Genomic DNA, 22642 nt, shown 5'->3' on the forward strand with positions numbered 1-22642 from the left:
CCTTCGGTGGTCAGCTGGTCGGGTGGACGAGGCCGGCAGCGATGTCGACGGCTGCGGCGACGTTCCCGTCGGGGGGATACAGGAGGGTGCGGCCCACGGTGAGCCCCCGCACTCCCGGGAGGGAGAGCGCGTCCTCCCAGGCCGCGAACGTCTCGTCGGGGTCGGCGCCGGAGTCGCCGCCGAGCAAGAGGGTCGGCATCGTCGTCGCGGCCATGACACGCTCCATGTCGTCGACGACGGGGATCTTCATCCAGGTGTAGGCGCTCGACGATCCGAGGCCCGAGGCGATCGCGATCGACAGGATGACGGCATCCGTCGACAGGTCGTTCACGATGCGTCCGTCCACCCATCGGCTCATGAACGGCTCGAGCATGATCGGGAGCTTCGCCGCCGCGGCCTGAGTCACCGCATCGGCCATCGCGGCGAGAGTCGGAGCCGTGCCGGGGTCGTCGAGGTTGACCCGGAGGAGGGTCTTCGCCACGTCGATGCCCGCATCGAGCATGCCGGGTACGTCGTATCCGGTCATGCGATCGTCCATCTCGAAGGACGCATCCCGCAGACCGCCCCGGTTCATCGAGCCGACGATGATCTTGTCGTCGAGCAGGCCGAGCGCGGCGAGATCGTCGATGATGTCGGGCGTGCCGAGCACCCCGTCGACGCCCGGACGGCTGAGCGCGAGGGCGAGCCGGTCGAGCAGCTCGTAGCGATCGGCCATGGCGGTCGGGTTCGAGCCGACGGCGAGAGCACCGCGAGCGGGGTGATCGGCGGCGACGATGAACAGGCGTCCGTCACCGCCGAGCACGTCGCGGCGACGACGACGGGCGAGAACCTCCCCGACCGTCTGCGGCGCGGATGCGCGGATGTCGCGGAGGCGGTCGAACGCTTCCGCGGTGAGGAACTGCGGGGCCATCAGCGCCCTCCCCCCTGGATGAGGGCTTCGACTTCGGCCTCGGTCGGCATGGCGGTGGAGCATTCCAGACGCGAAGCCACGATCGCTCCGGCGACATTGGCGAAGCGCAGGATGCGTTCGAGGCCCCATCCCGCGAGGAGTCCGTGACACAGCGCCCCACCGAAGGCATCGCCGGCGCCGAGCCCGTTCACGACCTCGACCCAGTGCGGAGGGACCTCGACGGTCTCGCTGCGGGTCTTGGCGAGAACGCCCTTCGGGCCCTGCTTGACGATCGCGAGCTCGACACCGCGCTCGAGGAGAGCGTCGGCCGCTCGTTGCGGCTCGGTCTCGCCGACGGCGATCTCGCACTCCTCACGGTTGCCCACGGCGACCGTCGCGTGCTCGAGGGCGCGCGCGACCTGGGTGCGCGCATCCGCAGGATCTGCCCAGAACATCGGCCGGTAGTCCAGATCGAACACCGTCGTCCCTGCCGTGCGGGCCTGCAGCGCGGTGTAGTGGGCTGCCCGGCTCGGCTCCTGGCTGAGCCCGGTGGCCGTGAACCACAGGATGCGCGCGGCGCGAACGGCTTCGAGGTCGACAGCGGCGGGATCGATGTTCAAGTCCGGCGCCTTGGGCTGACGGTAGAAGTACAGCGGGAAGTCGTCGGGAGGGAAGATCTCGCAGAACGTCACCGGGGTCGCCAGCGACGAGTCGACGGCGACGTACCGGGGGTCGACGCCGAGCCGGCCCAGTTCGCGCAGGAGATAGCGACCGAACGGATCATCCCCGACGCCCGAGACGAGCGCTACCGAGCGGCCATGGCGCGCTGCGGCGACCGCGACGTTGGCGGCACTGCCGCCGAGGTACTTGCCGAAGGTCGCGACGTCTTCGAGACCCACGCCGGACTGCAGAGGGTAGATGTCGACGCCGAGCCGGCCGAAGGCCAGCACGTCGAGTGGGGAAGCGTTCTCGGTCATACTCCGGTGTACAACTCTCTGCGGCGTCTGGGGCGACCGCATCGTCGGGCAATTGTCCTGACAATAGCACAAGGCCGATTCCCCGCAACAGGGGAACGGCGTCAGCTTCCGAACATGAAAGCATCCATGTTAGATTGTCGCGTCAATAGAGCGAGGGTGGATCGGACGCATGGCAGACGACGTGGTGCAACTGGATGACCTGCTGGCATCGCTCGACCGCACCGGCCCCGTTCCGCTCTACTTCCAGGTGTCGTCGGCCATGGAGCGGGCCATCCGTTCCGGGGACATCCCGCCGGGCGCGCGGCTCGAGAACGAGATCGCCATCGCCAAACGATTGGGACTGTCGCGACCGACGATCCGCCGCGCGATGGAGGAGCTCGTCGACAAAGGGCTGCTCGTGCGCCGGCGTGGAATCGGGACGCAGGTCGTGCAGGGGCAGGTGACGCGGCAGGTCGAGCTGACCAGCCTCTACGAGGATCTGCAGGGCTCGCACCACGAACCCGGCACGCGCGTGCTCGAACACGACACCCGGTCCGCCGACGCCGAGACGGCGGCCGCGCTGAGCGTGCCCGTCGGCTCGGAGATCGTCTACCTGCGGCGTCAGCGGTCCACCGACGGGGTGCCCGTCGCGATCCTCGTCAACTACCTCCCGGCGGAGTTCGCGGACATCACCACCGAGCAGCTGGAGACCAAGGGCCTGTACCAGATCCTGCGCGCCCGGGGCGTGACGATCCGGGTCGCGAACCAGCGCATCGGGGCGCGACGAGCACACGGAGATGAGAGCACCCTCCTCGACATCGACAAGGGCGGCCCTGTCCTCACGATGGAGCGCGTCGCGTACGACGCATCAGGGAAAGCCTTCGAGGTCGGCCACCACTGCTACCGGCCCGACATGTACAGCTTCGCGACCACGCTCGTCGCGAAGTAGGGACTACGGGATCCAGCGGTTCACGATCCGGGTCTCTGCGATGTGCCGCTGCCACACAGCGCGATCACGCGTTGGGCGCTGCACCAGAGATACCGCAGTGACGGCCGGCCTGACCGCCTGAAGGCTTAGGTTCGGATGATCACCAAGAGGAGCCAGGATGAGCGAACCACTTCTGTCCGTCGAGAGCGACGTCGCTCGCGAGGCAGCGCGGCACGTGCGCTCGATCGTGCATCCGGCGATCTACAACCACAGCATCCGCACCTTCCATCTCGCCGCGAGCATCGGTGAAGTCGACGGTCTGACCGAGGCCGATCGTGAGACGCTCGCCGTGGCGGCGCTGTTCCACGACGCGGGCACGGCTGACGAGAACGACGGGTCGCAGCGATTCGAAGTGGAGGGCGCGGATGCGGCCGCGCGCTTCCTCGAAGCGTCCGGTTGGCCGGCAGAGAGAATCACGCCGGTGTGGGAGGCGATCGCGCTCCACACCTCCCCCGGCATCGCCGAACGGATGGGCACGGCCACTCGACTGATCCGGCTCGGCGTCCTCGCGGATTTCGGCCGGAGCCCCCTCGCCTCCCCGCCGGATGCCGAGCTGCGCCGCCTGTTCGACGAGTATCCCCGCCTCGACATCGAGCGCGTGCTGGGCGACGCGGTGACGGCGCAGGCTCTGCGGCGGCCGGAGAAGGCTCCCCGCTCATCGTGGCCGGGCGGCCTCCTGGCGGCACGCTTGCTCAACCCGGACCATCAGGGCGTCAACGAGGCGTTCTGATCGGATCCGCGCATTCGAGCGCGAGGTGGATCAACGCGGCTTCCGCAGGGTGAGTCACGTCGTATCCCGTGATCTCGGTGAACCTGTTCAGCCGGTTCAGGATCGTGTTGCGATGACAGTAGAGCTCTTCCGCCGAGCGTGCGGCCGAACCGGTGCGCAGGAAGCTCCGCAGCGATTCGATGACCAGAGCGCGCTCCGCTTCCGGTCTGGCATCCAGCGGGGCGAGCACCACCGCTGAGAGTGCGCGCCCGAACTCGCCGAGGTCTGCGGCGACGGATGGCGCCCAGTCGGCGTGCATCGTGAACGCACGGAAAGGCGCATCGCCCGGGATCACCGCGGCGAGCTTGCGAGCGATCCTGACCGCGCGGGGGACTTCGATCAGCCCACGGGCGAGTGGCGCGACCCCGACCGGAGACCCGCGCAGCCACGAGGGCATCTCCTCGTCTAGGCCCGACTCGATGATCGCGAAGGTCTCGCCGTCGATGTCGTGCACGAGGTGATCCGCCGACGCGGCACCCGCGGCAGCTCTCAATTCGGGTTGCATCGTGGGCGCGGCGACCGCCACCAGGAAGTGCCGGTCCTCCTGGACGTGCAGCGCCCTGGCCACCTGCGCCGTGATCTGAGCGTCCGGTGTCGCAGCCGTCAGGAGCCGCCGCAGCAGGAAGGCCCTTTCGTGCTCTGCTTCGCGGGCCAGCACGGCGAGTTCGGCGAGGTATCCGGAATGCACGTCGAGCGTATGGATCTCCACCGCGTCCCAGATCGGGACGACGCCTTCGGTGAACTCCAGCACCGAATCGTCGGGGACGTGTCGACGCATCGCGTTCCAGACGAGGCGGAAGTCCATGCGCACGGCTCGGAGCAACGAGTCGATCGGGATGCCCTGGCGGGCACGCTTGCGTCCGATCCTCAGCGAGATCGTCTTGAGATCGTCCGTCAACGGCAGCCCACCGACAGTGCGCAGCAGGAACTCGACCGACCCTCGTGCGGCAGCGAGGAGGTCTGCCTCGCTCACAGCGGATGCCGGGTAGCCACCGAGTTGACGGACATCCCTGACGTACTCCGCCGCAAGCGCATCCAGTTCGTCGAGGCAGAGGCGCAAGGCTCGACCCACCGCAGAGTCGGCCGGGACCGGTTGTGTCAGCAGCCGATGCTCCATGTGCATTTGCCCAAATTCCGATCGGAGTCCGTTGACGTGGTCCATTGCCGCCCCGCCGCCTGCGGCCCAGAATCATTCTATCTGGCGACACCACCCGAACCCAGAACCTCCCCGTCACACCCGCTTCTTGTGCACCCTCACAACGCGCGGCCGGAGTTCGTTCACTACTCTCAGCTCAGGAGCCCGATGTCTTCTCACACTTCTACCGATACCGTGCAGGTGAGCGGGAAGGACGCCGCGAAGATCGCTCGCGCCGCCTTCGTCGGCACCGCCCTGGAATGGTACGACTACTTCCTGTTCGGAACCGCAGCCGTGCTCGTCTTCAATCGGCTCTTCTTCACCGCACTGGATCCACTCGCGGGAACGCTCGCCGCCTTCGCCACTTTCGGAGTCGGTTTCGCCGCTCGCCCGCTCGGTGCGGTCCTGTTCGGCTCGATCGGCGACAGGTTCGGGCGCAGACCCGCGCTGCTCGCCACGATCATCACGATCGGCGTCGCCACGGGGATGATCGGCCTGCTTCCCGACTTCGCGACGATCGGGTTGGCGGCCCCCATCATCCTGGTGATCCTGCGACTGCTGCAGGGTCTCGCCGTGGGCGGCGAATGGGGCGGCGCGACGACCATCGCCATCGAGCACGCACCGCTCGACAAACGAGGACGGTTCGCCGCCCTCGTGCAGGTCGGTACGCCGACCGGCACCATCATCTCCTCGGGCATGTTCTCCCTGGTCCTCCTCCTTCCGGCCGAGGCGTTCGACGCGTGGGGGTGGCGGATCCCGTTCCTCGCGGCGTTCCCGATGATGGGCATCGCGCTCTACATCCGCCTCCGGGTCGAGGAGACGCCGATCTTCCGGGATCTCGTCCAGCACGAGGAGCGGGTCAAGGTGCCGGCCCTCGAGGTCTTCCGCGTGTCGTCGGGGCGTCTGTTGACGGCCATCGCGGTGTCGTTCCTCGGCATCGGCGGTTTCTACCTGGTGACCACCTTCATCGTGAGCTACGGCAGCAACTCGCTCGGGATCGAACGCAGCACGATGGTCAACGCGACGCTGATCGCCTCGGTGATCCAGATCTTCGCCATCATCGCCTTCGGGCGGCTCTCCGAGCGATTCGGCGCTGCCCGCCTCGTGGTCGTGGGCGGCGTCGGCAGCGCGCTGGCGGCATTCCCGGTCTTCTGGCTCGTCGACACCGGGAACTTCCTCGCGATCACGGTCGCCGTGACGCTCGGCCTCATCATGCTCACCATCGCCTACGCCGTCACCGGCAGCCTTCTCGCCGAGCTGTTCCCACCCGAGCTCCGCTACAGCGGCGTCTCGCTCGGCTACAACATCGCGGGTGCTCTCACCGGCTTCCTGCCTCTGATCGCGACCGCACTGCTGGCGACGAACGGAACGTGGATCGCCGCGGCTCTCCTGATCGCCGTATCGCTCGTCACGGTGGTCGGTGGCGTCGCCGGGGCCGGCTGCGACTGCAGGACAAGCCCATCGTCGTCGACTGAGCGACCACCGCACATCAGCCGCACTCGCCTCCGAAATCAGATGGACTTGCTCATGGAATCCCCGACCCCGCTCACCGTCGATCGCCCCCGCATCGACGACGTCACGATCGTTCGAGACTTCGAATCTCTCTCGCGGATCGGTGCGACCCCGCCGGCGGGGTGCACCGTGAGGCGGCATCCATCGCCGACGGTCAAGCGCGCACCTGGTTGACGACCTGGCTCGAGCTGCATGACTTCGAGGTGCGGGTCGATCCGATCGGCAACGTGTTCGGTTTGCGGACGTTCGTTCCGGGGGCGCCCTCCGTGCTCGTGGGTTCTCACCTCGACAGTCAGCCGCACGCCGGCCGGTTCGACGGCGCATACGGTGTGCTCGCCGCGGCGCATGCGGCTGACCACGTTTCACGACTCGTCGCAGCGGGGGATCTGACTGCCCGGTTCAACGTCGCCGTGGTCGACTGGTTCAACGAGGAGGGTTCGCGGTTCTCGCCCTCCATGATGGGGAGTTCGGTCTTCACGGGGAAGCTGAGCGTCGAGGATGCGCACGAAACCCGGGACGCGTCAGGTTCTTCGGTGGCGGAGTCCCTCGAGGCCATCGGCTTCCTCGGCACCGACCGATCGCCGGAGGTCTGCTCCTATGCGGAGATCCATGTCGAGCAGGGGAAGGAGATGGCGGAGGACGGAATCACCATCGGTGTCGTCGAAAGCAACTGGGCGGCGGTGAAGTTCTCCGTCGTGGTCACCGGCGAGCAGGCGCACACGGGATCGACCCGGATGCATGATCGCCGCGATGCCCTCTACGGGGCGAGCCTCTTCGTCGCACGCTTGCGGCAGCTCGCCGACGAATTCGCGGCCGGCGAGCTGCACACCTCGGTCGGGAAGCTGACCGTGACACCGAACTCGCCGGTCGTCGTGGCGAGCCGGGTCGATCTACTGGCGGACGTCCGATCGTTGGACGAGGAACTCCTGCAGGTCGCGATGGCACGGATCGAAGAGATCGTTGCGGAGATAGAGGACGAGGCGAACGTGGAGTTCGAGCTGCACGAGTCCCATCGGTGGGGCGTGCAGTCGTACCCGGCGACGGGCGTGGAGCTCAGCGAAGACATCCTCGGGTCGTCTCCGTACTCGTTCGCGCGCACGGTCACGCTGGCGGGGCACGACTCCACGAACATGAAGGATGTCGTCCCGACGGTCATGCTGTTCGTACCGAGCGAAGGCGGCATCTCACACAATGAGCAGGAGTACACGAAGGATGCGGATCTGATCGCCGGAGTGGACGCCATCGCCCGGGTCACCGCCCGTCTCGTCGCCGGCGACCTGGTGGACGGCTCTGCCGAACCCTTCGTGTCGCCACTCAACGACAAGGCGACGCAGTGACTTCGGGCTCAGGATTGCGCGCCACCGGCGACGCAAGCTTCTTGATCATCGCGCCTCAGTCATCCATCGCGTAGATGGTCGTGCCGTGCAGCGCAGACATCGCCGCAAGCTGATGAAGCGCGTCGACGAGATCCGCACTCCAGGTAGCGGCACTCGTCGTCCGCAGTCCGCTGACGAAATCTTCGAAGCCCTCCACGCCGACATCAGCACCGAACGGATGAGTGGAGCTGTCGGCCCACCCCGTGCCCTCATTGCCGGCGCGGACCATCGCGGACAAATCGGCGTAGCCGTCGGGGCCCGCGCTCTCCACGAGCTCCGCCATGTACTCGTCGATCGTGGGCTGGTCCGCATCCACCATCATCAATTCCCCGTCGAGTTCGTACCAGAACCGGTAGATCCCTGAGCAGGGCACTCCGCAATGGGCGCATACCGTCACCACGGACGCCTGCATCACCACATCGACCTCTCGCAGCACCTCCCGGCCGTTGCGATACGCCCGCCACTGTTCACGCATGGACTGAATCTATATCCGTCACCGAGGCAAAAGGCGCGTCGCTCGAGCGCACGCACCGGCACGCCTGATCAACAGCGCGAACCTGGATCTGTGGAGGTTGGCACGGCGAGATACGCTTGGTCGCGATGAAGCGAGGGGGATAGATGGTCGATATCGACGAGCCCCTGGTAGCCGAACTCATATCCGAGCAGTTTCCGCACTGGAGCGCACTGCCCATCCGCGCGGTTCCACAACAAGGGTGGGACAACCGCACGTTTCGCCTGGGCGATGACCTGTCCGTGCGGTTGCCCAGTGGCGAGGCCTATGCCGCGGCTGTCGAGAAAGAGCAGCGCGCGCTCGAGTTCCTCGACGGGAAGCTTCCGGTTCTTGTCCCCGGAGTCATGGCCGTCGGAGCGCCGAGCCAGGACTATCCGCTTCCTTGGTCCGTACGTCGGTGGTTGCCCGGTGAGACGATCGATGAGGATTCGCTGATCGACCGGGTCTCCTTGGCCGTCGATCTGGGATCCGTGTTGCGCGCGCTGAGATCCCTCCCGACAGGCGCGGGCGCCTCAGCAGGACGACATTCCTTCTACCGCGGCTGTCACCCGAGCGTCTACGGAGATCAAGTGCAGATCGCCCTCGAACGTCTGGGCGACGACGTCGATGCGGAGCGGTGCCGCGAGATCTGGCTCGCCGCGACGACGTCTGCGTGGGAGTCCGCGCCCGTCTGGTTTCACGGAGACGTTGCCACCGGCAACCTCCTGACCGAGGCAGGAAGGCTCTCGGCGGTCATCGATTTCGGCACCTGCGGGATCGGCGACCCCGCATGTGATCTCGTCATCGCGTGGACCTGCTTCGACGGCGAGGCTCGTGCGGCGTTTCGCGAGTCGGTCGCCCTCGATGATGCGACATGGCAACGCGCGCAAGGCTGGGCCCTCTGGAAAGCACTTGTCACCATGTCGGACCAGTCCAGCCCAGATCCCGGGAGAGCTCAGCAGCGGGTGCTGGCCGAAGTCCTCTCCGCAGCGCCCTAGTTGAAGTCGCCGCCCGGGGCCATGTCCATGAACCTGGAGTAGTGGCCCTGGAAGGCGACCGTGATCGTCGCGGTCGGACCGTTACGGTGCTTGGCCACAATGAGGTCGGCCTCGCCCGGACGCACGTCTTTGTCGTAGACCGATTCGCGGTGCAGGAGGATGACCATGTCGGCATCCTGCTCGATCGACCCCGACTCACGGAGGTCGCTGATCGCCGGCTTCTTGTCTTGACGCTGCTCGGGACCACGGTTCAGTTGCGAGAGCGCGATGACCGGGACCTGCAGCTCCTTGGCGATGAGCTTGAGGCTTCGCGAGAACTCGGAGACCTCCTGCTGACGCGACTCGACGCGCTTGCCCGACGTCATCAGCTGCAGGTAGTCGATGATGACCATGCGCAGGCCCTCGCGCTGCTTGAGCCGACGGCACTTGGCGCGGATCTCGACGAGCGTCATGTTGGGGCTGTCGTCGATGTAGAGGGGGGCGTCGTTGATGCGGCCACGGGTCGAGGCCACGGTGGTCCAGTCGCGCGGGTCGAGTGTTCCCTTACGCATGTTCTGCAGCGGGATGCCGCCCTCGGCACTGAGCAGACGCATCGCGATCTCGCTCTTGCCCATCTCGAGCGAGAAGAAGATCGACGGGAAGTTGTGACCGATGGATGCGGCGCGCGCGAAGTCGAGCGCCAGCGTCGACTTACCCATCGCAGGTCGGGCCGCGACGACGATCATCTGACCACCGTGGAGACCGTTGGTGAGCTCGTCGAGTTCTTTGAAGCCGGTCGGGATGCCGGTCATCGAGCCGTCGCGCCCGTTCGCCGCCTCGATCTCCTCGATGGCCGCATCGACGGCGGTGGTGAGCGGCACGTAGTCCTCGGCCGTCTCGGTACCGGTGACCGAGTAGATCTCGGCCTGGGCGTTGTTGACGATGTCGGTCGCGTCACCCTCACCGGCGTAGCCGAGCTGCACGATGCGCGTGCCGGCGTCGACCAGGCGACGGAGGATCGCGCGCTCGGCGACGATGCCCGCGTAGTAGCCGGCGTTCGCCGCGGTCGGCACGATCGAGGTGAGCGTGTGCAGATAGTCGGCGCCACCGGCCTTGCCGAGTTCGCCCGTCTTGATCAGTTCATCGGTGACGGCGACGACGTCGGTCGGCTCGCCGTGCGAGTACAGCGAGAGGATCGCCTCGAAGATGAGCTCGTGCTTCGGGATGTAGAAGTCGGCGCCCTTGAGCGTCTCGATCACATCGGCGACGGCATCCTTCGACAGCAGCATTCCGCCGAGGGCGCTCTGCTCGGCGAGGAGGTCGTGCGGGGGCACGCGCTCCGGCGCGCGCTTCGCGCCCATGCGCTCCTCTGAGATGTCCGCGATCGACACGCTTTTCCCTTCGATGCGACGTTTTCCGAATGTGCCACCCATGGGGCGGTGCCGTGATCATCCGGCCGTTCCGGCCGCTTGCACACAGCGAACCAGGAGCCCCCGACATTCGGTCGCTCGACCACGGTACGAGCGGTCGGATTCGGGTGCAACACAGCCTGTGGATAACACTGTGGAGAGCGTGCGGACAAAGCCGGAGTGTCTGTGTAGAACGGGTGTGGATAACCCGGTGGACTGCATCGCATACTGGTTTTCTTAATCGCTCTCACCTGGGGTTTTCTGATTCCCCAGCCTGTGGATGAGAATCGGCTTCAATGCGTGATTGAAGGTTTCCCCGTCATGGGACGACATGTGTAGAACCTGGGGAAAGTCAAGCCGAGGTTTTGCCGGGCGCGTCTTCGCGGAATGACGCTGTGGAACTGCGCGAAATGGCTCTGGACAACCGTCCGGACCGGGAGTATCGTCAGCGCATCGACGCAGCTCCGCGTCGGTGATGCGTTGCCTTCAGAGGGGGAGGTTGACGTGGACGCTCGGGCCACCCGACGCGGCGTTCCCGCCGTCGTCATCTGGGGTGGTTTCGGCGCGCTCGCATGGGCGACCCTCACCCTCCTCACAGGCGGGGGTGCCGCGCACGCCGACGAGAAGTCCGACGGTCCGCTCGACGGTCTGACCTCCATCGTGAACGAGACGGTCTCCGCGGTCACCGCACCTGTCACCCCCGTGGTCACCCAGGTGGTGGCGCCGGTCGTGAAGACGGTGGTCGCTCCTGTGCAGCAGGCAGCACCCGCGGTCGTCCATACCGTGACTCAGACTGTCGCGAAGGTCCCCGTCGCGGGCGCCGTCGCGGCACCCGTCGTCAAGGCCGTGACGGACACCGCGAAGAACGTGGTCGCGCCCGTCACCGAGGTGCTCACCGATTCCCCGGTCGCACAGATCACCGACCCCGTGGTGGATGCCGTCAAAGGACTCCCGGTCGTCGGAGAGCTCGTCGACGATCTCGGCGCGATCGACCTGATCGACGACGTCGTCGGCGTCGTCGATGACACGGCTGGCGTGATCGGCGGAGTGATCGACGAGACGGTTCCTCCCGTGCTCGAGGCCGTCGATCCCGCGGCGCCCGGCGAAACGGACGGCCCCGATGGCTCGACCGGCCCCGGCGACCGGGGCGCTCCGGACAGCGCCGCCGCGCACCGCACCTTCGTAAGCCTTTCCAGCCTCGGCGTCACGTCCGAGAAGTTCACCCCCGAACTCGCCGGCATCCGGCCCGTATTCCCCGCTGCGACACCTGCGGACTCGGCCGGCGAGTTCGGGGCGTTGGGGGCGCCATCCGGCGTGCCCGGCGGGGCCCCTCCCGGTGCCCCGTTCGCCCCGTCTTCCTCCGCCGGTCCCGGCGGAGCATCCGTCAGCGCCCTCGCTCGCATCAGCGACGTCGGCGCGCCCTCGCTCCGTGCCTGGGAGCGGGTCTCCGGTGCATCCGACGACGCCCTGCCGACGTCGCCGGTCGCCGACACCGACGTCTCTCCTGACTGACTGACTGTCGCGCCGTCCTTCCCCAGTGGACGGCAGATGCTGTGCTGCGCGCGCACTCCACATCGCACGCACCCATCCAGACATCCCAGCTTCAGTCAGGAGAAACATCATGCGTACATACCTCAAGCGGGCCCTGTGGGGCACGCTCATCGCCGGCGGGATCACCCTGTTCGGCGCGACGGCTGCGAACGCCGCCGACACATCCGGAGAAGACGGACTCCTCTCCGGCACGCAGGCAGTGGCGCCGATCTCGGCCCCGATCACGGTCGTGAACAACGCGATCTCGCTGCTCGGCACAGCCGCCGCGCAGGCACCCGCCGCCGCGACGCCGCCCGCCCCGACGCCGCCCCCACCCCAGCCGGCGGCACCTGCGGCACCTGCCGCATCGCCTGCAGAGACGAGCGGTGAGTCCGGGGCGGCATCCGGCACTCAGGCCGTGGTGACCGTCAACGCGCCTGTGACCGTGACGAACAACGCGGTGAGCGTTCTCGGCACCTCCTCGACCAGCACTCCGGCCGCCGGTTCCCAGAGCGGGGCTCCCCAGGCTTCGACTCCGCCGGCCGGGGTGCCGTCCGTCACGACCAGCGGCATCGACGGCGTGCTCTCGGGCACGCAGGCGCTGCTGCAGGTCAACGCCCCGATCACCGTGTCGGGCAACGCCGTCTCGGTGCTCGGCACCAGTGGCGTGGCAGGTCAGGGGGCCGCAGCACCGGCACCCGCCGCCGCGCCGGTCTCCGCGGAGACGGACGGAACGGATGCCGTGGGCAGCGGCACCCAGGTCGTGGCACCCGTGACGGCGCCGATCACGGTCGGCGGCAACGCCGTCTCGGTGCTCGGTACCAGCTCGGTCACCGGCGCGGCAGCCGGCGCCCCCGCGGCGGGAACCGCATCCGGAGCGCAGGGGACGACGTCGGGAGACGATGCGATCCTCGGCGGCACGCAGGTCGTCGCTCCCGTCACCGCACCGATCTCCGCGATCGGCAACGCGATCGCGGTGGGCGGCACCAGCTCGGTCGCCGGCGCTCCCGGTGCTGCGGCACCCGGAGGGTCTGCAGGCACACCGACCGATGCCAGCACCTCAGGCACCGACGGCATCGCCGGCGGCACGCAGGTCGTCGCTCCCGTCACCGCACCGGTGTCGGTCCTCGGCAACGCCATCTCCGTCCTCGGCACCAGCGCCGTGACCGGTGGAGCAGGCGCAGCCCCGGCCGTCGGCACCGGCGGTGACGCTTCGACGAGTGGGGACGACTCGCTCGCCGGTGGCACACAGGTGCTGGCGCCCGTCACGGCCCCCGTGTCGGTCCTCGGCAACGCCATCTCCGTCGTCGGCACCAGCGCGGTGACCGGCGGAGGATCAGGCGCGGCCCCGGCGCCGATGCTTCCGGGCATCGGCGGGATCGACACCTCCGGCCTCGGTTCGATCCTCGGCGGCAGCCAGATCGCACTGCCCGTGAACCTCCCGATCACCATCGGCGGCAACGCCATCGCGGTGCTCGGCGAGAGCACGGTCACCACACCGGGGACCAACCCGGGTACGGACCCGGGTACGGACCCCGGAACGGATCCGGGAACTGATCCCGGAACGGACCCGGGGACCGACCCTGGCACCGACCCGGGGACCGACCCCGGAACGGATCCGGGAACCGACCCGGGAACTGACCCCGGAACGGACCTCGGCGCCGAACCGGCATCCGGAGCTGCAGCGGCCGACGCTGCAGAGGGTCTCGCCATGACCGGTGGCACATCCGCCGCCGGTCTGGTCGGGCTCGCCGCCCTCCTGCTCCTCCTCGGAGGAGCAGGGCTGCTCCGCCGTCGTCACTCGATGGCGTAGCGCAGACGCCGGCGGTGCGGTCGTCCTCGGGGAGGAGACCCGCACCGCCGGTGCGTGCTGCGTCGCGTGACGGGCGGATCTCGGTCCGGCCGCACGTGACGCGGACGCAAGGGGGTGCCCCGTGGGTTCGCGCCCACGGGGCATCCGTCGCGCCCTGGCGCCCCTGGCGCGCATCCGGATCTCGCACGACGACACGAACTTCGCAGGGATCCGGGCCAAACCCTGCGAAGTTCGCGTCGTTCTGCGAGATTCGCGACGTCAGCCGGCCGGCACGATCTCCGCGCCGGAGGTCCCGAGGAACGCGGCCAGCCTCTCCCCCTCCTCGACGAGGGCGGATGCCGCGTCACCGAGCTCCCCGTGGGGTCGGATGCGCAGCCGCTCTCCGTCGAGGCTCCACGTGCCGCGGAAGTACCCGTCGCTCAGGAAGGTGCCGGAACGCGCGCCCACTCCCGGCGGCAGCGGCGGGCGGTGAGCCGAGTCGATGACGCGGTCGCGGTCCCGGTGTGAGAACAGGACGTTGTCGTATTCCGGCAGGAATCTCGGCGGAACGGGATGCTCCGCGTCGGGGCGCGGCGCCTCGGGCAGGTCGTACAACACCTGCCCCTTCTCGGAGGCGAAGATCATCAACTGCGGCGCGAGCCGATCGAACACCTCGCGAAGCCCGGTCAGACCCGACCACGCCTGTGCGTCATTCACAGTCGCCGGCCCGAAGGCTGCCAGGTAGCGGAGCACGACGTCGTCGATCGAGGGCGCCGCGTCGAGGGGACGCCCGACCCAGGAGTCCAGCAGGGCGAGCTGCGCCTGTCCCTGCGGCATCCCCCACAGCCCACGCGGCGTCGGCTGCACGGTCGGCAGAAGGTAGCTGACCGCGTACGCCATGGCATCGGCGTCGATCTCCGGCCAGCGCTCCCGGAACAGCCCCCGAAGCTCCACGCGGGTACGCGGCTGCTCGGCCAGCAGCTCGCGGCCCCACGCCGTCACCTCCGCTTCCTCCTGCGCTGTGATCAGACTGTGGAAACCGCCGCGGAAGCCTCGGACGATCGCCGGCTCCGTGAGTGGACGCAGTTGCAGCGCATCCTCTGCCGTCACCAGGTGGACGGTTCCGCGCATGAGCGTCGCCCGCACGAGCGTCCGATCCTCGATCGCCGTCGAGAGGTCGCCCGGCGCGAAGTCCCCGAGCCGGGACCACAGCCCGACGTACGGCGCCAGCGGCGCCTGGCCCTGCATGCCGACCAGGTGCCGCACGGTGTCGACGGGCGAGAGGGTCCCGCGCTCGAGGAGCAGCTGCCGTGCGAGCAGCGCCCTGTTCAGGGCGCGTGCGCCGAGGACCGGACCGGCCACGATCAGCGCCGCCCGTCGAAGAAGCGCCGGATATCTGCCACGAGAATCTCCGGGACCTCCATTGCGGGGAAGTGCCCGCCTGATTCATGCTCCGTCCAGGATTCGAACGCGGATGCCGGGTCCACCACGCTCCGCACCGAGAGGTCGGCGGCGAAGATCGACGCAGCGGCCGGAGGAGCGGGAGGTGCCTCCCACCCGCCGGAGGCTCCGGCGTCTGCATCTGCATCCGCATCCGCATCCGCACCGGCATCCGCCCAGCCACCGTCGTCCGCTCCCTCGGCGCCACCCGCCATCGCCGCGAACTGCCGGTACACCTGCATCCCCTCGTACAGGGCGTGAGCGGAGGACCATCCCGACTGCGTGAACCAGTAGATGCTCACGGTGGTCAGCAGCCGGTCGATGTCGACCGCATCCTCGGGCAGGTCGGTGGCCGGGTCGGTCCATTCGCGGAACTTCTCGACGATCCACGCGAGCTGAGCCACCGGGGAGTCGTTCAGACCGTACGACACGGTCTGCGGTCGCGTGGCCTGGATGTGCAGGTAGCCGGCGCCGTCATCGCGGAACGTGTTGAATCGAGCGGCACGCTCCTGCTCCCCCTCGGGCAGAGAGTCGACGGGGAGCGCCGGCCCCAGCGGGAAGGGACTCGGGCCGTTCACGTGCGTCGCGATGATCCGGCCGGGAGCCACCATCGGCAGCATCCCGACGATCCCCGAACCGACGTCGGTGCCCTGCGCAAGGAAGCGCTCGTAGCCGAGCCGGCCCATCACCTCGGCCATCGCACCGGCGATGCGGAACAGGTCGCCCCATCCGGCATCCGCCAGCGGGGAGAATCCGTAGCCGGGAAGGGACGGGATGACGACGTGCACGGCATCCTCTTCCCTTCCGCCGTGGGCGACCGGATCGGTGAGCGGTCCGATCACATCGAGGAACTCGACGAAGGAGCTCGGCCAGCCGTGTAGGAGGAGGAGAGGCCGGGCCCCTGACACCTCCGAGCGGACATGCACGAAGTGGATCTGCTGGCCGTCGACCTCGGTGACGTACTGCGGCAGCTCGTTGAGCCGCGCCTCCTGCTCACGCCAGTCGAAGCGATCGCGCCAGTACTCGGTGAGCGGGCGGAGGTAGCTGACCGGGATGCCGCGATCCCACCCCGTGCCGTCGAGGTCGCGCGGCCAGCGGGCCAGCGTGATCCGCTGGTGGAGATCGGCGAGATCCTGGTCGGACACGTCGATGCGGAAGGGGCGGATGCTGCTCGTGTTGTTCGTCATGATCTGACAGTAGAATCCATTGCGGAACGTTTGCTTCCGCAATCAGGAAGACACTGAAAACATGTTGAAGACGTCCGAGCGGCTGCTCCAGATCCTGTCCCTCCTACAGGTCCGTCCGTTCTGGCCGGGGCGCACTCTGGCGGAACGGCTCGAGGTCTCGACCCGCACGATCCGCGCGGATGTCGAGAGGCTCCGCGCGCTCGGCTACCCGATCCAGAGCACCCCCGGAGTCGCCGGCGGCTATCAACTCGGCGCCGGGGCTGCCCTCCCCCCACTCCTCCTCGAAGACGATGAGGCGATCGCCGTCGCCCTCGGGCTCAGCACGGCAGCAGCCGACGGGTCGATCGCCGACCTCGAAGAGGCCTCGCTCCGAGCGCTGGCCAAGATGTATCAGGTGCTGCCCTCGCACCTCCGGCATCGCATCACGACGCTGCAGTCGACGGTCGTCCCGGTCCCCGCCCACGGACCCGCCATCGACCCCGACGTGCTCCTCACGCTGGCCTCTGCCTGCCGCGACTCGGTGCAGCTGCGCTTCGACTACCGCACGCACTCCGACGCCGAGTCGCGGCGCATCGTCGAGCCGTACCGCCTGGCCCTGCGGGCAGGCCGCTGGTACCTGCTCGCCTTCGACCTCGACCGCGACGACTGGCGCACCTTCCGCGTCGACCGGCTCACCCCGCGCATCCCGATGGGACGACGCTTCACCCCTCGCGACCTGCCGGCAGAAGGCGCAGCCGACCACGTCGATCGCGGCGTGGCGTCCGCGCCTTGGGAGTTCCGAGCCACGGTCGTGATCCACGCGCCGGCGGACGTCGTCGCCGAGCGGCTGCCGAAAGCGGCGGGGGCGGTCACCGCGCGGGATGAGGAGTCGTGCGTGCTCGAGAGCGGGTCCGACGACCCGGCCGCGCTGCTGCGCTACCTCAGCATGCTCGACCTGGACTTCTCAGTCGCCGACACCCCCGCCCTGGCCGCCGAAGCCCGACGGCTGTCCGAGCGCTTCGCGCGTGCAGCCGGGGCGTGACCGCCTCCGCCCGGAGATGCAGAACGCCCCCTGTCCCGAAGGACAGGGGGCGCACTTCGACGGGCTCAGCGCCCCATCGGGGCGTTACTTGGCGGCGACAACCTGCAGCGTGATGACTGCGGTCACGTCGTCGTGCAGACGAACGGTGGCCTCGTGGTCACCGGTCGACTTGATCGGCGTCGTGATCTGCACCTTGCGCTTGTCGATCGAACCGAGGCCGGCGGCTGCGACAGCATCCGCGACGTGGTCGGTCTTGACCGAGCCGAAGAGACGACCGGCGGCGCCTGCCTTGACGGCGAGACGGACCTTGGTGCCCTCGAGAGCGTTCTTCAGTGCGACAGCGTCGTCACGGTCGTGGATCGCGCGTGCCTGACGCGCGGCCTGGATCGAAGCGACCTGCTTTTCGCCACCGCGGGTCCACGCCGTAGCGAAGCCCTGCGGGATGAGGAAGTTACGGGCGTACCCGTTCTTGACCTCGACAACATCACCGGCGCTACCCAGCCCGGCGACCTCGTTCGTGAGAATCAGCTTTGCCATCTCGATACCCCTTACCGGCCGGCGCCAGCGTAGGGCAGGAGCGCCATTTCGCGCGCGTTCTTGATCGCGGTGGCGATCAGACGCTGCTCCTGCACCGAGACACCGGTGATACGACGGGCACGGATCTTGCCGCGCTCCGAGACGAACTTGCGGAGGGTGGCGACATCCTTGTAATCGATGACACCAACCCGGATGGACTTCGCGGGAGCGGTGGGCTTGCCACCCTTCCGCGGCTTGCGGCGGTCGCCGCTCGACTTTCCAGCCATTGGTTTTCCTTAATGATGAGCGGCCCTTCGACAAGCTCAGGGACCGAAGGTCCCCGGGCTCAGACCGCGAGAGATGAGTTTAGAAGGGAGTGTCGTCGCCGAAGCTGCCGGGAGTGCTCCAGGCATCCGCGCTGGTCGACGAGCCGGGCGTGGACCACGGCTCTTCCGACACCTGCTGCTGCGCGGGACGGGACTGTCCACCACCGGCACCGCCGGCACCACCGGCACCGCCGGTCGACGCCGCACGGGTGACCTGCGCGGTCGCGTACCGGAGCGAGGGGCCGATCTCGTCGACCTCCAGCTCGATCGCGGTGCGCTGGTTGCCCTCGCGGTCCTGGTAGGAGCGCTGACGCAGACGGCCCTGCGCGATGACGCGCATGCCCTTCGTCAGCGAACCTGCCACGTGCTCGGCGAACTCGCGCCAGACGGACGCGCGGAGGAACAGCGCATCGCCGTCCTTCCACTCGTTCGCGGCACGGTCGAAGTTCCGAGGCGTCGACGCGATGGTGAAGTTCGCCACCGGCAGCCCGTTCTGCGTGTAGCGCAGCTCGGGGTCGGCCGTGAGGTTTCCCACCACGGTGATGACGGTTTCGCCGGCCATGGCGCTTAGGCCTTCGCAGCCTTGGCGGCCTTGCGGGCAGCCTTCTCTTCGGTGCGCTTGGCCTCGAATGCGACCATCGCCTGAGCCTCTTCCGAGCGGAGGACCTTGGTGCGCATGATCTGCTCGTTCAGCTTCAGCTGACGGTCGAGCTCCTGCGTGGCCTCGCTGGTAGCGGTGAAGTTGACGACGGCGTAGATGCCCTCGTTCTTCTTCTGGATCTCGTAAGCCAGACGGCGCTTACCCCAGATGTCGACCTTGTCAATCGAGCCACCATCGTTGGTGATGACCTTCAGGAACTTGTCGAGCGTAGGGGCTACCTGGCGCTCGTCGATCTCGGGGGTCAGAATGACCATGAGTTCGTACTGGTGCGTCACTTACCCACCTCCTTCGGACTAGAACGGTTTCCGCGTATCTCGCGGAAACAGGAGGGTGTGTGAACGTGCCTGCCAGAAGGCAGACAACCTGCACAGTCTAGCGGAAGCGCTGGCCGGTCGCGAACGCGGCCTCAGAACCGCCGCCGCGCGGAACGCACGACCAGGAAGATCAGATAGATCCCGCCGAGCACCAGCGTCACGACGCCGACGGGCAGCGCGTGCCCGGGGATGCCGTTCTGCCCGATGATGTCGGCGAGCGAGAGCAGGATGGCGCCCATCAGCCCGGTCGCGACGAGGTGCGCGGGACCGTTCTTGACGATGAGTCGCGCGAGGTGCGGCGCGGCGAGCGCGACGAAGGCGATCGGTCCGATCGCGGCCGTGACGACGCCGCAGAGTCCGACGGCGATCGCGACGAGTCCCGCCTTGGTGAGGTTCATCCGTCCACCGAGGCTCGTGCCGATGTCGTCGCCGAGTTCGATCAGCCACAGGCCGCGGCGAGCGCCGACCAGGACGACGATCAGCACGGACACCACCACGATCGGCAGCAGTGCCTGCTCCCACCCCACGCCGTTCAGCGATCCGGCACCCCAGATGGCGGCGGAGATCGCCACCTCCAGTCGCGCGCGCAGCAGCATCCACGCGTTCACAGCCGCGAGGATCGCGCTCACGCCGATGCCGACGATGACGATGCGGTAGCCGAGAGCACCGCGCCCGGCGACGAGAGCCGCGACCAGCGCGGCCGTCGCGAATCCACCGAGCACCGCAGCGATCGCGACGCCGACCCCGGACGAGCCGCCCGTCGTCATCACGATCAGCGCCCCGGTGTACGCGCCGGTCGTGAGGCCGATCACGTCGGGGCTGCCGAGCGGGTTGCGGGTGATCGTCTGGAACACCGTGCCGGACAGGGCGAGCGCCGCACCGAAGAACACCGCGGCGAGCGCTCTCGGCAGTCGCCAGTCGATGACGACCATCCGCACGCCGCCCTGGGTCTCGAACAGCGCCTGCACCACGCGCACCGGCGCGATCACGGTGTCGCCGATCGACAGGCTGGCGAGGAACGTCGCGAACACCGCGACGACGAGCATCCCCATCGCCCAGCGGCCGCGCCGGTCGAGCGTGCGTCGAGCGCGGCGCAGGTCGATGCGCGACGAGGCGCTCACAGCTGCACCGGATTCTTGCGGCGGCCGATCCAGATCAGGAACGGGGCCGCGACGAATGCCATCACGATCCCCACCGGGACCTCCTGCGGTGCGATGATCACGCGGCCGACCACGTCACCGAGCACCACGACGATCGCTCCGATCACCGCCGACAGCGGCACGATCGCCTTCTGCGAGGACCCGACGATCCCTCGCGCGATATGCGGGGCGGCAAGGCCGAGGAACGCGACGGGACCGGCGACCGCGGTCGCTGTGCCGGCCAGCAGCGTCACCGAGGCGACGGCGCCGGTGCGCAGAGGACCGATCCGCACGCCGAGAGCGGCCGCCGTGTCGTCGCCCAGGGCGAGCACGTCGAGGCCACGCGTGATCAGGAGAGCCAGCACGAGTCCGACCGCGATCGTGGGGCCGGCGACCGTGAGGATCGACAGGTCACGCCCGGCGAGGGCACCCGACTCCCAGCTGCGCATCTGCAGGAAGGCATGGGAGTTGAGCAGCACGAGCGCGGTCGTGATGCCGCCCAGCACCGCGGCGAGCGCGACCCCGGCCAGGACGAGCGTGACGGGACTGCCGCCGCCGGCCGCGCCGAGCAGCACGACGCCGATGGTCGCGATGAGTGCACCGGCGAGCGCGAACGCCATGAGCTGAGGGAAATCGCGGATGCCGAGCGCAGCGACCGCGACCGCCACGGCGACCGAGGCTCCCGCGTTCACACCGAGCATGCCGGGGTCGGCCAGCGCGTTGCGGGTGAGGCCCTGCATCACCGCGCCCGCGGCGCCGAGTGCGAGCCCGACGACGAGGCCGAACACCGTGCGGGGAATGCGGGACTCGCGCACCACGAGCTGCAGGTCGCTGCCGTCGAAGTCGGTGATCGCGTCGAAGACCGTGCCGAGGCCGAGGAGCTTCGTGCCCACGGTCAGCCCGATCCCCGTGGCCACGACCAGTGCGACGAGGGCGAGCACGACGACGAGCGCGATCCGTCCGGCAGAGTACCGGGACGGATCGCGTCGCGTGCGTGCGGCGGAGGTCACTCCGCGGTGCGAGCGGGCCCGTTCCCGCCGAGGGCGTCCGCGAGCGCGGGCACCAGCGAGTCGAGCACGTACGGCAGGCTCAGCGGGGAGGTGAAGTAGATCGCGCCGGCGGTGACGCCGTCGGTGTAGACGACCGACTTGTCCTTCATCGCGTCGATCGCGGTCACGAAGGGCTCGGCCTCGAGGGCGGTGATGTCGTCGTCCGACTCGGTTCCCCAGATGAGGACGTCGGCCGCGTTCAGCACGTCGAGGTTCTCGACGGGGATGTACGCCTGTCCGCCCGATTCGTCTTCCGGCGCGTAGGCGTCGATGTCGGCGGGGATCGAGAAACCGAGATCGGTGAGGAAGTCGGTGCTGAGGCCGTCCTGGTAGGCGATCGCCGAGCCGTCGTAGATCGCGTTCTGCAGGAAGACGATCGACGTGTTGGCGAACTCCGGGTGGTCCTTCGCGGCCGCGGCGAACTCCGCGTCGATGTCATCGACGAGCTTCTGCGCCTCGTCCTTCAGCCCCACCGCCTCGCCGATCTGCAGCGTCTGCACGTCCCACGGCTCGAAGTACATCGTGTAGTCGCCGGAGTGGGCGACGGTGGGGGCGATGTCGGACAGACGGTCGTAGTCCTCTTCCGTCATCCCCGCGTTGGTGCCGATGATCAGGTCGGGGTCGAGCAGGGCGATCGCCTCGAAGTCCAGGCCGTCGCTCGTGGTCAGCACCTCCGGCTCGGAATCGCCGCGCGCCTCGTCGGCCCAGGGCCATGAGGCGAAGTCGTGCTCGCCGTACCACTCGGTCACGCCGACGGGCTTCACGCCCAGCGCCCAGAGGGTGTCCTGCTCGGTGTAGCCGACCGAGACGACGCGCTGGGGCTGTTCGGAGATCTTGGTCTCGCCGTAAGCGTGCTCGATCGTGACGGGGAAGGCGTCCGAGTCGACGGCGGGCGCCCCGTCGCCGGTGTTGCCGTCTGCGGGCGCGCACGCGGTGAGGGCCGCCGCGGCGACGGTCAGGGCGAAGAAGGCGGTGAGCGCCTTCGATCGGGTGAAGGGCATGGAGAACCTGTTCTTCGAAGTAAGGGTTGGCTTAGCTTATCCAGTGCCTCGCCTCTCCTGCATCCTTTCGGTCACGATGGGGAGCTGTACCCCGACTCCGTGTCGGAAAGACGGTCCCCTCTTTGGCATGCTTGAACTGTGCCCGGTGATCGTCATCGGGCACGC

The 22642-nt window shown here is 68.4% G+C and carries 22 protein-coding genes; 8 read left to right on the forward strand and 14 right to left on the reverse strand.

The genetic code is table 11. The features are described from left to right. Nucleotides 1-10 precede the first annotated feature (10 nt). Both V5D55_RS05705 and iolC read right to left on the reverse strand, forming a co-directional pair. The gene (locus V5D55_RS05705) at nucleotides 11-910 is read right to left on the reverse strand and encodes a class I fructose-bisphosphate aldolase (RefSeq protein ID WP_435748414.1); all 900 of its coding nucleotides are present in this window, start codon (nucleotides 908-910) and stop codon (nucleotides 11-13) included. Next, nucleotides 910-1866, reverse strand: a complete 957-nt coding sequence (gene iolC, locus V5D55_RS05710) for a 5-dehydro-2-deoxygluconokinase (protein ID WP_435748415.1) — start codon at nucleotides 1864-1866, stop codon at nucleotides 910-912. The genes V5D55_RS05705 and iolC overlap by 1 nt, the downstream gene beginning before the upstream one ends. A 169-nt stretch (nucleotides 1867-2035) precedes the next feature. Between iolC and V5D55_RS05715 the strand changes: the two genes are divergently transcribed. Next, nucleotides 2036-2794, forward strand: a complete 759-nt coding sequence (locus tag V5D55_RS05715) for a GntR family transcriptional regulator (protein ID WP_435748416.1) — start codon at nucleotides 2036-2038, stop codon at nucleotides 2792-2794. A 157-nt stretch (nucleotides 2795-2951) separates the two neighbouring features. Beyond that, nucleotides 2952-3563: an HD domain-containing protein gene (locus tag V5D55_RS05720; RefSeq protein WP_435748417.1), complete on the forward strand. Its 612-nt coding sequence runs from the start codon at nucleotides 2952-2954 to the stop codon at nucleotides 3561-3563. Here V5D55_RS05720 and V5D55_RS05725 read toward each other — a convergent pair. Next, nucleotides 3547-4725: a helix-turn-helix domain-containing protein gene (locus tag V5D55_RS05725; protein WP_435748418.1), complete on the reverse strand. Its 1179-nt coding sequence runs from the start codon at nucleotides 4723-4725 to the stop codon at nucleotides 3547-3549. The genes V5D55_RS05720 and V5D55_RS05725 overlap by 17 nt on opposite strands. A 180-nt stretch (nucleotides 4726-4905) precedes the next feature. Here V5D55_RS05725 and V5D55_RS05730 point away from each other — a divergent pair, with 180 nt between their 5' ends. Together V5D55_RS05730 and V5D55_RS05735 are read left to right on the forward strand one after the other, a co-directional pair. After that, nucleotides 4906-6423, forward strand: a complete 1518-nt coding sequence (locus V5D55_RS05730) for an MFS transporter (protein ID WP_435748419.1) — start codon at nucleotides 4906-4908, stop codon at nucleotides 6421-6423. After that, a complete protein-coding gene (locus V5D55_RS05735) occupies nucleotides 6372-7586 on the forward strand; it encodes a M20 family metallo-hydrolase (protein WP_435748420.1) in 1215 nt (404 codons plus the stop codon). Before V5D55_RS05730 ends, V5D55_RS05735 begins: the two co-directional genes overlap by 52 nt. A gap of 55 nt (nucleotides 7587-7641) precedes the next feature. Here V5D55_RS05735 and V5D55_RS05740 read toward each other — a convergent pair whose 3' ends face one another. Beyond that, on the reverse strand, nucleotides 7642-8100 hold the full coding sequence (locus V5D55_RS05740) for a hypothetical protein (protein ID WP_435748421.1): 459 nt from the start codon (nucleotides 8098-8100) through the stop codon (nucleotides 7642-7644). Between the two features lie 143 nt (nucleotides 8101-8243). On the opposite strand from V5D55_RS05740, the gene V5D55_RS05745 reads away from it, so the two are divergent. Then, nucleotides 8244-9113 (forward strand): aminoglycoside phosphotransferase family protein, encoded by an 870-nt coding sequence (locus tag V5D55_RS05745; protein ID WP_435748422.1) that lies wholly within the window; start codon nucleotides 8244-8246, stop codon nucleotides 9111-9113. Here V5D55_RS05745 and dnaB read toward each other — a convergent pair. Then, entirely contained in the window at nucleotides 9110-10483 is a 1374-nt protein-coding gene (dnaB, locus tag V5D55_RS05750; RefSeq protein WP_435748423.1) for a replicative DNA helicase, read from the reverse strand. The genes V5D55_RS05745 and dnaB overlap by 4 nt on opposite strands. A 522-nt stretch (nucleotides 10484-11005) precedes the next feature. Between dnaB and V5D55_RS05755 the strand changes: the two genes are divergently transcribed. Both V5D55_RS05755 and V5D55_RS05760 read left to right on the forward strand, forming a co-directional pair. Then, nucleotides 11006-12013 carry a hypothetical protein gene (locus V5D55_RS05755; RefSeq protein WP_435748424.1) on the forward strand — a complete coding sequence of 336 codons (1008 nt, stop codon included), beginning with the start codon at nucleotides 11006-11008 and terminating at the stop codon, nucleotides 12011-12013. A gap of 109 nt (nucleotides 12014-12122) precedes the next feature. After that, the gene (locus V5D55_RS05760; RefSeq protein WP_435748425.1) at nucleotides 12123-13844 is read left to right on the forward strand and encodes a hypothetical protein; all 1722 of its coding nucleotides are present in this window, start codon (nucleotides 12123-12125) and stop codon (nucleotides 13842-13844) included. A gap of 258 nt (nucleotides 13845-14102) precedes the next feature. Here the strand turns inward: V5D55_RS05760 and V5D55_RS05765 are convergent, their stop codons facing one another. Together V5D55_RS05765 and V5D55_RS05770 are read right to left on the reverse strand one after the other, a co-directional pair. Further along, nucleotides 14103-15185 carry a winged helix DNA-binding domain-containing protein gene (locus V5D55_RS05765; RefSeq protein WP_435748426.1) on the reverse strand — a complete coding sequence of 361 codons (1083 nt, stop codon included), beginning with the start codon at nucleotides 15183-15185 and terminating at the stop codon, nucleotides 14103-14105. Between the two features lie 2 nt (nucleotides 15186-15187). After that, nucleotides 15188-16450, reverse strand: coding sequence for an epoxide hydrolase family protein (locus V5D55_RS05770; protein WP_435748427.1), 1263 nt, complete (start codon nucleotides 16448-16450; stop codon nucleotides 15188-15190). A 61-nt stretch (nucleotides 16451-16511) separates the two neighbouring features. Here V5D55_RS05770 and V5D55_RS05775 point away from each other — a divergent pair, with 61 nt between their 5' ends. Continuing rightward, a complete protein-coding gene (locus V5D55_RS05775; protein ID WP_435748428.1) occupies nucleotides 16512-17471 on the forward strand; it encodes a helix-turn-helix transcriptional regulator in 960 nt (319 codons plus the stop codon). Nucleotides 17472-17555: 84 nt separating this feature from the next. On the opposite strand, the gene rplI is transcribed toward V5D55_RS05775, so the two are convergent. From rplI to V5D55_RS05810, 7 genes are all read right to left on the reverse strand, one after another. Beyond that, nucleotides 17556-18008: a 50S ribosomal protein L9 gene (rplI, locus tag V5D55_RS05780; protein ID WP_435748429.1), complete on the reverse strand. Its 453-nt coding sequence runs from the start codon at nucleotides 18006-18008 to the stop codon at nucleotides 17556-17558. Between the two features lie 11 nt (nucleotides 18009-18019). Continuing rightward, nucleotides 18020-18274, reverse strand: coding sequence for a 30S ribosomal protein S18 (gene rpsR, locus V5D55_RS05785; protein WP_017829850.1), 255 nt, complete (start codon nucleotides 18272-18274; stop codon nucleotides 18020-18022). A gap of 79 nt (nucleotides 18275-18353) precedes the next feature. Beyond that, entirely contained in the window at nucleotides 18354-18875 is a 522-nt protein-coding gene (locus V5D55_RS05790) for a single-stranded DNA-binding protein (RefSeq protein WP_435748430.1), read from the reverse strand. 5 nt (nucleotides 18876-18880) lie between these two features. Beyond that, nucleotides 18881-19249 (reverse strand): 30S ribosomal protein S6, encoded by a 369-nt coding sequence (gene rpsF, locus V5D55_RS05795; protein WP_042541520.1) that lies wholly within the window; start codon nucleotides 19247-19249, stop codon nucleotides 18881-18883. Between the two features lie 131 nt (nucleotides 19250-19380). Further along, nucleotides 19381-20409, reverse strand: a complete 1029-nt coding sequence (locus V5D55_RS05800; RefSeq protein ID WP_435748431.1) for a FecCD family ABC transporter permease — start codon at nucleotides 20407-20409, stop codon at nucleotides 19381-19383. Then, nucleotides 20406-21437, reverse strand: a complete 1032-nt coding sequence (locus V5D55_RS05805) for a FecCD family ABC transporter permease (RefSeq protein ID WP_435748432.1) — start codon at nucleotides 21435-21437, stop codon at nucleotides 20406-20408. Before V5D55_RS05805 ends, V5D55_RS05800 begins: the two co-directional genes overlap by 4 nt. After that, entirely contained in the window at nucleotides 21434-22477 is a 1044-nt protein-coding gene (locus V5D55_RS05810) for an iron-siderophore ABC transporter substrate-binding protein (RefSeq protein WP_435748433.1), read from the reverse strand. Before V5D55_RS05810 ends, V5D55_RS05805 begins: the two co-directional genes overlap by 4 nt. Between the last annotated feature and the right edge of the window lie 165 nt (nucleotides 22478-22642).

The organism is Microbacterium sp. PMB16, from assembly GCF_051294855.1.
GTDB lineage: Bacteria > Actinomycetota > Actinomycetes > Actinomycetales > Microbacteriaceae > Microbacterium.